Origin of the sequence: Streptococcus panodentis (genome assembly GCF_017884005.1) — a bacterium.
Lineage (GTDB): Bacteria > Bacillota > Bacilli > Lactobacillales > Streptococcaceae > Streptococcus > Streptococcus panodentis.
The window spans coordinates 61,738-72,905 of sequence record NZ_QFAY01000006.1; the positions used below are offsets into that span (position 1 = coordinate 61,738).

14 protein-coding genes are annotated in these 11,168 nt (G+C 50.8%); 11 read left to right on the forward strand and 3 right to left on the reverse strand.

Annotated features, from left to right (window positions below; all coding sequences use genetic code 11):
• The first annotated feature begins 360 nt into the window (after window positions 1-360).
• The 8 genes from DHL47_RS03915 (at window position 361) to DHL47_RS03950 (ending at window position 5,213) form a co-directional block, all read left to right on the forward strand.
• Complete coding sequence (locus DHL47_RS03915) at window positions 361-1,071, forward strand: ABC transporter ATP-binding protein (protein WP_209550967.1); 711 nt, start codon at window positions 361-363, stop codon at window positions 1,069-1,071.
• A gap of 1 nt (window position 1,072) precedes the next feature.
• Window positions 1,073-1,861 (forward strand): lantibiotic ABC transporter permease, encoded by a 789-nt coding sequence (locus DHL47_RS03920; protein WP_209550968.1) that lies wholly within the window; start codon window positions 1,073-1,075, stop codon window positions 1,859-1,861.
• Window positions 1,861-2,583, forward strand: coding sequence for a lantibiotic ABC transporter permease (locus tag DHL47_RS03925; RefSeq protein WP_209550969.1), 723 nt, complete (start codon window positions 1,861-1,863; stop codon window positions 2,581-2,583). Before DHL47_RS03920 ends, DHL47_RS03925 begins: the two co-directional genes overlap by 1 nt.
• Before the next feature lie 11 nt (window positions 2,584-2,594).
• Complete coding sequence (locus DHL47_RS03930) at window positions 2,595-3,293, forward strand: response regulator transcription factor (RefSeq protein WP_209550970.1); 699 nt, start codon at window positions 2,595-2,597, stop codon at window positions 3,291-3,293.
• On the forward strand, window positions 3,260-4,303 hold the full coding sequence (locus DHL47_RS03935; RefSeq protein WP_209550971.1) for a sensor histidine kinase: 1,044 nt from the start codon (window positions 3,260-3,262) through the stop codon (window positions 4,301-4,303). Before DHL47_RS03930 ends, DHL47_RS03935 begins: the two co-directional genes overlap by 34 nt.
• A gap of 101 nt (window positions 4,304-4,404) precedes the next feature.
• Window positions 4,405-4,608, forward strand: coding sequence for a helix-turn-helix transcriptional regulator (locus tag DHL47_RS03940; RefSeq protein WP_128836772.1), 204 nt, complete (start codon window positions 4,405-4,407; stop codon window positions 4,606-4,608).
• Window positions 4,605-4,769 (forward strand): hypothetical protein, encoded by a 165-nt coding sequence (locus tag DHL47_RS03945; RefSeq protein ID WP_164828422.1) that lies wholly within the window; start codon window positions 4,605-4,607, stop codon window positions 4,767-4,769. The genes DHL47_RS03940 and DHL47_RS03945 overlap by 4 nt, the downstream gene beginning before the upstream one ends.
• Window positions 4,770-4,778: 9 nt before the next feature.
• Entirely contained in the window at window positions 4,779-5,213 is a 435-nt protein-coding gene (locus DHL47_RS03950) for a DUF2178 domain-containing protein (protein ID WP_209550972.1), read from the forward strand.
• 123 nt (window positions 5,214-5,336) lie between these two features.
• On the opposite strand, the gene DHL47_RS03955 is transcribed toward DHL47_RS03950, so the two are convergent.
• Window positions 5,337-6,821: a DUF1846 domain-containing protein gene (locus DHL47_RS03955; RefSeq protein WP_209550973.1), complete on the reverse strand. Its 1,485-nt coding sequence runs from the start codon at window positions 6,819-6,821 to the stop codon at window positions 5,337-5,339.
• A 485-nt stretch (window positions 6,822-7,306) separates the two neighbouring features.
• Window positions 7,307-8,374, reverse strand: a complete 1,068-nt coding sequence (gene pepA / locus DHL47_RS03960; protein ID WP_128836769.1) for a glutamyl aminopeptidase — start codon at window positions 8,372-8,374, stop codon at window positions 7,307-7,309.
• Window positions 8,375-8,499: 125 nt separating this feature from the next.
• Here pepA and DHL47_RS03965 point away from each other — a divergent pair, with 125 nt between their 5' ends.
• Window positions 8,500-8,787 carry a DUF4651 domain-containing protein gene (locus DHL47_RS03965; protein WP_128836768.1) on the forward strand — a complete coding sequence of 96 codons (288 nt, stop codon included), beginning with the start codon at window positions 8,500-8,502 and terminating at the stop codon, window positions 8,785-8,787.
• Between the two features lie 142 nt (window positions 8,788-8,929).
• The gene (gene ytpR, locus DHL47_RS03970) at window positions 8,930-9,556 is read left to right on the forward strand and encodes a YtpR family tRNA-binding protein (RefSeq protein WP_128836767.1); all 627 of its coding nucleotides are present in this window, start codon (window positions 8,930-8,932) and stop codon (window positions 9,554-9,556) included.
• A gap of 147 nt (window positions 9,557-9,703) precedes the next feature.
• On the opposite strand, the gene DHL47_RS03975 is transcribed toward ytpR, so the two are convergent.
• Entirely contained in the window at window positions 9,704-10,306 is a 603-nt protein-coding gene (locus DHL47_RS03975) for a hypothetical protein (RefSeq protein ID WP_209550974.1), read from the reverse strand.
• Between the two features lie 344 nt (window positions 10,307-10,650).
• Here DHL47_RS03975 and DHL47_RS03980 point away from each other — a divergent pair, with 344 nt between their 5' ends.
• Window positions 10,651-11,046, forward strand: coding sequence for a single-stranded DNA-binding protein (locus DHL47_RS03980; protein WP_128836765.1), 396 nt, complete (start codon window positions 10,651-10,653; stop codon window positions 11,044-11,046).
• The last annotated feature ends 122 nt before the right edge of the window (window positions 11,047-11,168 follow it).

Genomic DNA, 11,168 nt, shown 5'->3' on the forward strand with positions numbered 1-11,168 from the left:
CAAAACTTCCGAGTGAGTCTGTCCCGCTCTCGCTTTTCTCACAGCGGGAAGTCTCGGTTAGTTGCTCGCCTTACTTACAATAATTGGAATCATTCAACTGTTCTTGCAACGCATCGCAGAAAATTAGAATGAAGAATTAGTGGCTCTTTGTCTACGGTCTGAAACTTGTCGCAAGGCAAGTTTTTTTCTTGTCTGAACTTCTTCTGAACTTGCTCCTGTATACTCGTACTCATCAAATAATATCGTCATTTAGTTTATCTTTTATTCCGTCGTTAACTCGCCTTGCCTTACCCCAGTACAGCCTGCGGCTCGTTGCCTAGTACTAAAAGCAAACTAAAAGACTATAAAAAGGAGCATGGGATGGAACATTTGGTAAAAATAGAAGGAGTCTGCAAGAAGCATGGGGACAGGCAGATTCTGAAGGATATTTCTTTTAGGGCCGGAAGCGGTCGGATTACAGCCTTTCTGGGACCCAATGGTGCTGGCAAAAGCTCGACGCTGAGGATTTTGCTGGGCTTGGATCGGGCAGATGCGGGCGAGGCCGTCTTTGACGGACGGACTTATAGCAGCCTGCCTTATCCCCTGAAGACAGTGGGAGCAACTTTCGATGGTATCGGCGGTCTGCCCAGCCGCAGGGTCTGTGATCACCTGCAAATCATTGCCGCCAGCAATGCCATCCCCAAGTCTCGGATTGATGAGGTGCTGGAGATGACGGGAATCGCTCATAAGAAGAAGGCACTCTTATCCAGTCTGTCACTTGGCGAAGGTCAGCGCTTGGGCTTGGCGGCGGCTCTTTTGGGGGATCCGCAGTTTCTGATCTTAGATGAGCCGACCAATGGGCTGGACCCGAGCGGTATCAAGTGGTTTCGCAGCTTTATCCGTCAGCAGGCCGATCGGGGCAAGACGGTGCTCCTATCCTCTCATATCCTGTCAGAGGTGCAAATGGTGACCGATGATGTGGTGCTGATCCATCAAGGGCGGATTATCGAGCGGGGGACACTGGAGGAGGTGCTGCAAGGTGCGGATAGTCTGGAAGAGCTCTTCTTTGATCTGACAGAAGGGAGGGACTGAGATGGGAGAATACCTGTCTTTGATGCGGGCCGAATGGCTGAAAATCAAAACAAGCAAGGCTTTCAGAGTGAGTATGGCTATCCTGCTGTTCTTGGTGCCTCTCATAACCTGGCTGGAGGGGCGGCAGTATCTGTCTGTCGGCCTGAATGCCACGCCTGAGACGACCCCAGGCCTGATAGAAGCCATTGATCCGCTGGAATACCTTGGTCTCAATGGGGCTTCGATGACTAGCATGGTCTTGGTTATTCTGGGCGGTATACTGGGTGCAATGGACTTTCAGTCTCATAGCCTGCGAACCAGCCTTTTGGCCTGCAACAACCGCCTGAAATTGCTAACAGGAAAAGTTTTGACTTTTGGCTTATTTTCGCTGCTGGTTAGCTTCTTATCAATTTATTTGAACTATATGGTTATGCACCTGGCTTTGGGGAAAGAAGGCCTCCATCCAATCCTGCTCAATCAGGCTGCGTGGAGCCATCTTCTCTGGAAAACACTGGCTGTCGTGCTGCTGGGGCTCTTGTCCTTTTTACTGGGCTTGCTGGGGCGGACCCTGCTGCTGCCCCTGCTCTTTCTCGTACCGCAGCTTTATAATCTGGGGAATTACCTGGCTGAGCATACCAGCTGGGGAGCTTATTTGCCGCAGCCTGCAAGTGAGCTGTTTGCTGCGGTGCCGACCTCTCACTATGCCAATCAGCCCTTGCAGGGACTGCTGATATTGAGCGTCTGGCTGCTTGCCGTCGGCGGTATGAGCGCCCTGCGCTTTTTGAAGACGGATTTAGGAGGACGCTACTGATGTTAAAGGCTCTGCTTAAAAGTGAATGGATTAAGTTTCGCTCTGACTATCTGTCTCTAGCTGCGGCTTTGGCGGTTTTGGCAGCTATTCCTTTTTTCCTGATGAATCTGGACTACAGTCGGACGGCAGTTGGCCAAGCCAAGGCTCTGAGCGAGGCCTTGCACGCCCTCTATCTAGCGCAGCCGGCCATCGTTATCTTTACTTCGCTCTATTTTGCCCAAGAGTTTGTCAAGTCGGGCATGCGGACCAATTTTTTGGCTGTCTCCAGCCGAAAGGCTTGGCTGACTGGGAAGCTTCTATTTCTGCTTTTGCTGCTTGCGGTTCTCTACAGTGTCATTCTAAGCAGCTGTTTCCTTGTCATGCTGGCCCGTTTTGACTTAGACTTTAGCTGGTCCTTGCTGGGAGACTTCCTTTATTTCAGCTCCATTGGTCTTTTGAGCAATCTTTTTATGGCTTTTTTAACTGCCGGTCTGGCTCTGCTGTTTCAATCTTGGATTGTGCCAGTCTCTGTTCTCTTTCCGCTGCTGATTGGCCTCAGCCAACTGCTGGCCACCTTCATCAAAGAGGCCGGCTACCTGCCGGATCTGGCAACGCTCCCTCTGTTTGAGTATGAGAGTCTGCGGTCAGGCCTCAGTCTGTCCGGTCTGGGGATTCAGGCGGTCTGGCTGCTTTTGATTTGGAGCTCTGCTATTTTTCTAATCCTTAAAAAGGATATTCGCTGAGGTGTGTTATAATGGAAACTATGAAAGAATATCGTATTTTAGCTGTGGATGATGACACAAGCATTCTCAAACTGCTGCAGCATATCTTGGAGCTGGACGGTTATTTGGTGACAGTCTGCAGCCGGCCGGAGGAGCTGGATTTGTCAGACTTTGTCGGCTATGACCTGATATTGCTGGATGTTATGATGAGTCCGGTCAGCGGTTTTGAGCTGTGCTCCTATATCCGGCCGTATGTTTCCTGTCCTATCCTCTTTTTGACGGCCAGAGAGCTGGAAGAGGACAAGGTAGAGGGCCTTTACCGGGGAGCAGATGACTATATTGTCAAGCCTTTCGGAGCCAAGGAACTGCTGGCCCGGATTCGGGCTCACCTTCGGCGGGAGGAGCGGCATCAGGAAGAGCAGTATGAAGCAGAAAACTGCTGTTTTTATCCTAGTCGCTATCAGGTGGTCTGTTTTGAGCGGCTGATTGATTTTTCTGAGCGGGAATTCAAGCTGCTGCAGCTGTTAGCCCGGCATCCTCAGCAGATTTTTTCCGCTGAAACGCTCTATGAGCTGCTGTATCCTGAGAGCTCGGATACGCAGCTTCGCTCTATTTCCGAATACATTTATCAGATTCGGCAGAAGTTCAAGCAGGAAGGCTTAAAGGCCATTGCAACTGTGAGAGGAGTCGGCTATCGATGGCAGTTAGAACCCGAAGTTTCAGAAGTCTAGTCTGGACGACCAGTCTCAAGATTGTCTTTTTTCATGGCCTGATTTTTTTAATGATTGGCTATGACTTTGGCCCCAGCCAGCTAAGTCCGCTTTATCGGGTCCTCTTTTGGGCCGTCACCTTGCTGCTGGTGACAGGCTATCAAATCCTCAAGCTGCTCTTGTGGATTGAAAGGGAGATTGGCCTTCTCAGCAGTCCGCAGCTGGACGATCAGGATCAGACTGAACAGATTCAGATTCGGGAACTGATAGCTGTTTATCAGGAGCTGCGGTCCAGCCGTCAGGAAATTATCAGCCTGCTTGACCGTGAGCAGGGACGCAATCGGGACCTGGTCCTGCAGCTGTCAGCGACTTCCCATGATCTGAAAACCCCCCTGACCGTTATCAGGGGCAATGCTGAGCTCTTGGAATTAGCCCAGCTGCCCCAGCCGCAGGCCGATTATGCGGCTGAAATTCTCCTGGCCAGCCAGAAGATGGCGGATTATGCGGCGGCCTTAATAGACTATGCCAAGACCTTTCAGGCTCAGGAGTCCGACTTTGTCACTCTGGCCCTGGCTGATTTTGTCCGTGATTTGCAGGAGGATTTTGCCCTCTTCAGCAAGGGGCAGGATTTTCATTTTTCGACCCAGCTGGACTGTGCACCGGACCTGGCACTGAGGCTGCATCCGGACTACCTCCGACGGGCCCTGATTAACATCCTTCTCAATGCTCTCCAGTATGCGGATCCTGACAGCAGAGAGCTCAGTCTGACTATCAGCTGCCCATCATCCAGCCAGCTGGTCTTTTCCATCTGGAACAATGGTCCGGCCTTTTCTCAGGAGGACTTGGCTGCTGCCGACCAGCTCTTTTACCAGAGCGAGCTTAGCCGCAATTCTGACAGCGGCCATCACGGCATCGGTCTGGCCTTTGCCAAGCAGGCAGCCAATCTCCATCAGGGCAGCCTCAAAGTCTGGAACCCGCCCCAAGGAGGGGCGGCGGTGGAGCTGGCTATCAGCAGGGAAATTTTCGAATAAAAGAGAGGAGCTGCTGCCTCTTTTTCTTTGACAAAAAATGTAAAAGAAGCTATACTATATTTATAAAGTAAAGCAAGCTATACATTCAAAAGGAGAGAAGCATGGACAACCGCATTCAGGAACTGCGCAAAAGAAAAAAACTCAGTCAGGAAGAACTGGCTGAGAAGCTAGAGGTGACGAGACAAACGATTATTTCTTTGGAAAAGGGCCGCTACAATGCTTCTCTAATTCTGGCCCACAGGATTGCCCGTTTTTTCGGGCTGGCTATCGAAGATATTTTTCTCTTTGAGGAGGATTCGTCATGAAAATAAATGATTTGTTTAAATGGCTGCTGGCTTCGGCAATCATAGCTCTGCTCTTTGGTCTGCATTTGCTCTTTCCAGCCTTTCCCCAAGAGCTGATTCCGCTGCTCAGTCTAGCTGCTATTATAATTGTCCTAAAAATCTTCCAAGCATATGAAAAATAGGAGACTGACATGGAAACATTAACGAAACAAGAATTTCGCAAAAGACTGCAGAGAAAGGTCATCATGGGGCGTATCCTGAGCTTGATTCTCCTGCTGGGGCTGGTCTGGAGCCACTTTCATTCTCTGAACGATCAGCAGGAAGGAGTCCTTGTTGGTATATTGATGGGGATTTCTTCGCTGACCATTCGCTATAATTTTGCCTTAAGACGGGAGGAAACCTTTGAGCGGCTCTATATTCAGGTGACCGACGAGCGCAACCGGATGATAGACGAAAAGGCCCGCACTCTGCTTTTTACTATCCTTTTGCTGCTGGCGGCCTGCCTGAGTGTTCTGTCTATGATTGTTCCAATCATCTTAAACCTCCATCAGTTTCTGACCCTGACCATTCTCCTGATTTTGGGGCTTTACTATCTCTTGCGTTTTATCCTGTCCAAGCGGTATTGATAATTGCAAAACTGGCAGGGGCTGTGTGGAGCTGGTGATTGGTTTGGAGAAGTGAATGTAAAAGAAGCTATACAAAAACTCTTGGAAAGACTGACTCCAAGAGTTTTGATTTTCAAAATGTTTTTATTTCCGATACAGCCGGTCATACTGATAGACCGGATCCATGGTGACATGGATGCCCAGCTTGCGCAGGACATTTTTGTCTTCTTCTGTCAGCATGACGGTCGAGTGGGCTTCGCTGCCCTTGAGGTTGCCCAGCTGCTGCATGGCCAGAGCGGCATCTGCATTGCTCATAGCGGTGATGGCCAGGGCGATGAGGATTTCATTGGAGTGGAGACGCGGATTGCGGCTGCCCAGGTGGTTGATTTTCAGACCTTGGATGGGCTGGACATACTCGGGCTCGATCAGCTTGGTTTCCTTGTCAATGGCTGCCAGCTTCTTGATGGCATTGATGACCAGGGCAGCAGTTGGTCCAAAGAGGTCAGATGTCTTGCCGGTCACGATTTCACCATTTGGCAGTTCCAGTGCTAAAGCCGGCTCGCCGGTTGCTTCAGCCTTGGCCCGGGCTGCTACAGTCACCTGCCGGTCCTGAGGGCTGATGCCCAGGTCGTTCATGAGCAGCTCAATCTTTTTGATGGCTGTTTCGGAGACCCGTTCAGCCTTGAAGTCCAGGATGGTTTGGTAGTAGCGGCGGATGATTTCCTGCTGGGAAGCCTCGATGGCCGCCTCATTGTCTACAATGGCAAAGCCGACCATATTGACTCCCATGTCCGTTGGAGAAGCATAAGGCGATTCGCCAAGGATGCGCTCCAGCATACGCTTGAGGACAGGGAAAATCTCAATGTCGCGATTGTAGTTGACCGTGGTCTTGCCGTAGGTCTGCAGATGGAAAGGATCAATCATGTTGACATCGTCCAGATCAGCTGTAGCGGCTTCATAGGCCAAGTTGACCGGGTGATGCAGGGGCAGGTTCCAGACAGGGAAAGTCTCAAACTTAGCATAGCCGGACTTGATGCCATGGACCTGATCGTGGTACATATTGGACATACAGGTAGCCAGCTTGCCTGAACCGGGTCCCGGAGCCGTTACGACCACCAGATTGCGGCTGGTCTGGATATAGTCATTTTTCCCCATGCCCTCCGGCGAGATGATATGGTCCATATCGGTCGGATAGCCCTTGATAGGATAGTGGAGATAGGAGGCAATGCCGTTCTTATCCAGCTGACTGCGGAAGAGATCGGCCGCCGGCTGACCGGAATACTGAGTGATGACCACAGAGCCCACATAGATGTCCAGCTCGTGAAAGGTATCAATCAGCCGCAGAACCTCTTGGTCGTAGGAAATGCCCAAATCGCCTCTAGCCTTGGAGTGCTCGATGTTGTTGGCATTGATGGCAATGACAATCTCGACTTGATCCTTAAGCTCTTTGAGCAGCTTGATTTTATTGTCCGGCTCATAGCCTGGCAGGACTCGGGCAGCATGGAAATCTTCCAGCATTTTGCCGCCGAATTCCATGTAGAGCTTGCCCTCGAATTGGTTAATGCGCTCCAAAATGTGGTCGCGCTGCAAGTTTAAGTATTTGTCCGAATCAAATGCAATGTTTTTCATGTCTCTTTTTACCTCTGCTAAAAATTATAACAAAAATTTGCCTGTTTTGGGGAGATGAACGGCAGAAAGTTGGGGAAAGCAAAAAGGAGTGGAAAAGAAGTCCAGAAATTGGAAGTTTCTGGCTCCTTTTCCCACCCCCGCGAGGATGATTAGGAGCTTTTTGGAGTCTAAAAGACGAACAAAAAGTCCAATCAGCTACCGCGCCAAAAGTTTTTTACCAAAACAAAGCGAGACTGAAAGACTTTTGTCTCAGCCTCAGCCCGAGCCAGCAAACAAGAAAGCGAGGGAGGTCCGGGGGACCTTTTCAGCCCGAGCCAGCAAACAAGAAAGCGAGGAAGGTCCGGGGGACCTTTTCAGCCCGAGCCAGCAAACAAGAAAGCGAGGGAGGTCCGGGGGACCTTTTCAGCCCGAGCCAGCAAACAGGAAAGCGAGGGAGGTCCGGCGGACCTTCTCACTCTTAGGCTCTGCAGGATAGGGCCGCCGCTCTAATAATTTTTAATCAGATCGACAGTTGAGCGGTCCAGCTTCTTGATCAAGGCTTGCAGGAAGGCCTGAGCCTGCAGGAAATCATCCATGGCATAAAGGGTCTGATGAGAGTGAATGTAGCGGGCGCAGACGCCGATTGTAGTGGATGGAACACCGCCGCTTTGAAGGTGGGCCACGCCGGCATCGGTTCCGCCTTTGGCACAGTAGTATTGATACTTGACGCCGGCTTCTTCGGCTGTCGTCAGCAGGAAGTCTTTCATATTCGGCAGCATGAGGTGGCCAGGATCAAAGAAACGCAGCAGCGTTCCCTCGCCAATGGCTCCCTGATTGCCGTACACATCGCCGGCCGGTGAGCAGTCAACGGCAAAGAAGATTTCCGGAGCAAACTTAGTCGTAGAAGCATGAGCACCGCGCAGGCCGACTTCTTCCTGAACGTTGGCTCCGACATAGAGTTCATTGCCCAGCTTTTGGCCGGAGAGGGCCTGAGCCAGCTCGCTGACCATGAGAACGCCGTAGCGGTTGTCCCAAGCCTTGGAAATGACATTTTTGCCATTCGCAGTGAGGACAGCGGAACTCTCAGGTACAATCGCATCGCCGGGGCGAATGCCGTAGCTTTCGGCCTCTTCCTTGCTGGCAAATCCGCCGTCAAAGACAATATCTGCTACTTGAGGAAGGCTGGGAGAGCCGTTTGCGCCGCGCAGAAAATGCGGGGGTACAGATCCAGAAATAAGAGGAATTTCCCTGCCCTCGCGGGTAAAGAGCGTGAAACGCTGGCTGCTGACGACCAGCGGGTTCCAGCCGCCGATTTCGACAACCCGGAAAGTACCGTCAGCCTTGATTTCGCTGACTAAGAAGCCGACTTCGTCCATGTGGGCTGCCACCAGAACGCGGGGAGCGTCAGCTGCTTCAGCATGCCGGACCCCAAAAAGGCCGCCCAAACCGTCTGTGACAAATTCATCCACATGAGGCCCCATCTTTTCCCGCAGATAGCTGCGAACCGGAGCTTCGTGGCCGGAAATAGCAGAAATTTCCGTTACTTCCTTGATTTTTGAAAATAAGTCTGTCATAAATATACCTTCTTTCTGCCTTTATTTTATCACTTTTTTCTGAGGAAGAACAGGGCTGAGTGAAAGCTTGGGTGAAATGGCCCGGCTTCTTGTTCCTCCTGCGATTTTATGATAAAATATTCTACATGAAAGCGAAAAAAATCATTTTAACGACAACGGCTCTTTTGGGAGCTGGAGCTCTGGCTTATGGAGCAGTCAAAGCAGTGCAGGAGCAGAAAAGGCTGCAGGAGCGCGAGGCAGTTGTGCAGGCTGTGCGGGATTTCTTTGCCAGTCAGGGTGAAATTGCCTGCCTCTATGTCAAGCTTTATGAGTCTGCAGATGACCGGCTGGTCGGCGGTCTGGTCTTGGAAGACGACCGCCATTTCACCTTTGTCTATGACAAGGGCCAGCTCAGCTATGTGGAAGAAGGGTGATATTTCCTGCAGATAAAGAGGAAGGGTTTCGCATGCGGTCGTGGGGAGTCTGACTTTTTCAGAGCTGTTCAGTCCATCATAGCCACCAGATCAAGAGTCAAATCAATAAATTTTCAGTTAGTATAAGAAAAGGGAGTGTAAAATGATTTTCACATATAATAAAGAGTATGTCGGCGATGTCCTGATGGTTATTGCTGCAGATAGTCAGGGAGCCAAGCTGGCGGTTGAGCGTAAGGGCCGTGTGGCGCGTGTTTACCGCGAGGACAGCGGTGAGACCGTAGCTTGGAATATCTTTCAGGTGTCCAGTCTTTTGGAAATAGCAGAGCGCGGCCAGATCTTTCTGACAGATGAGCAAGCAGCAGCTCTCAATCAGGAGCTGAGCAAGGAAGGCTTCGCTGCAGAGCTGGTCAATGATCGGGAGCCCAAGTTTGTCGTCGGTCAGATTGTTGAGATGGAGGCACATCCAGACAGCGACCATCTCAACATCTGCCAAGTCCAAGTAGCAGCTGACAAAACCATTCAAATCGTGGCCGGTGCCCCGAATGCCAAAGTGGGGCTCAAAACCATTGTGGCTCTGCCCGGAGCCATGATGCCCAAGGGCAATCTGATTTTTCCGGGGGAACTGCGCGGCGAAAAGAGCTTTGGCATGATGTGCAGCCCGCGGGAGCTCCAGCTGCCTAATGCCCCGCAAAAACGCGGCATTATTGAACTGGCCGACAGCGAAACAGTCGGAACAGCCTTTGATCCAGCCAAGCACTGGCAGGGATGACCAAAGAGGCGGCGGGCTGTAAGCTCTGTCAACTGCAACTCTGCCCGCCTTTCAGCACTTTCTCTAAAAAAAGAGGGAGCAGGACAGAACCACTTTTCATGTGGGGTCTGTTCTGCTCCTTTTTTAGGGGCTGATTGTTAGAGAGTTTTAAAAAAATACACTGTCCCCGCCCGTATCTTCCGGACTGTCAGAACTGACGGCCGGCTGCTGCGTTTTGGCTGCTGGCTCGGTTGGCCTGTAGCCGTATTTGTATTGGTTCAGCAGTTCATTCAGCCCTTGATTTTCCAGTTCCTTCAGGCGTTTTTTATTGAAAACAATGCTGATGAGGCGACTGTCAGCATAGGCATAAATCTTGTAGCGGGGTTGATTAAAGACTGAAAAATCATCAAAGCCGTCCTCCATCCAGAGGCTGATCTCAGATGCCTCACTGTCTTGGTTGTAGCGGGCGTGGCTGATTTGCTCCAGAGGGATGCGGTAGGTTTTGGCGGACAGCAGGCCGCTGTAATGATAGCAAATGCAGCTGCTGCCAATGGAGAGAATGGTGGACTGAACGGTCAGCCGGCGAATGGCTAGAATCAGAAGCAGCAAAAAGAAAGCTGCGGTCAGCAGGCTGAGGGCAAAAAAACTGGTGTCTTTGTGAGGATTGGAGCTAATCAGATAGTCGACAGCAGACCAGACAGCAAAGCTGCCAAACCAGAGAGCAATGAAGATAAAGAATAGCTGTTTAAGGGGTGAATGCTTGATAATCATCGGAAACCTCCATAGTGCAGAAGTGTGTGAAACAAAAAGCCGGGCCGACCTACTTTCTAAATATAATCCCCCCACAGCGTTATCCCCAAGAGTCCGGAGAACTTTTTCAGCCTGAGTCCAGAAATCGGAAAGCGAAGCAGGGCAGCGGATGAAGGAGGGCAGTTCCCGGCTTTCGTCAGGCCTGGGGATTGTTGAAAGCTGTATCACTTATCTTCGGTCTTGCTGCCTCGCCCACCGTGTGAGGATTCGGAAAGGCCATCAGGCTTTCGCCTTTTTATCTACTATACCATATTTTTTTCAATTTTTCGCTCCTTTTTTCGAATGATTAGGTAGGAGGAAAGAAAATGTATAATAAAGTCATCATGATTGGCCGTTTGACGGCCACACCGGAATTGCACAAAACGGCCAATGAGAAGTCTGTTGCCCGGGCAACAGTAGCGGTCAACCGCCGCTACAAAGGGCAGAACGGCGAGCGGGAGGCTGATTTTGTCAACCTTGTCGTCTGGGGGCGCTTAGCGGAGACTCTGGCCAGTTATGCCAGCAAGGGCAGCCTCCTTTCTCTGGATGGAGAACTGCGCACCCGCCGCTATGAAAAGGACGGTGTGACCCACTATGTGACAGAGGTGCTCTGCCAAAGCTTCCAGCTGCTGGAAAGCCGGGCTCAGCGCGCTCTGCGCGAAAATAATGCCGGTGCCGATCTGGCCGATTTGGTTCTGGAAGAAGAAGAACTCCCCTTTTAGTCAACAGGAAAAACAGACAGGAGCAGTTGCTTTTGTCTGCTTTTTTATGATAGAGCATTTGGAAAGATTTTGCTTTTTTGGCTCTTTGTAATATAATAATTCTATATGCAAAAGCTGGCGGG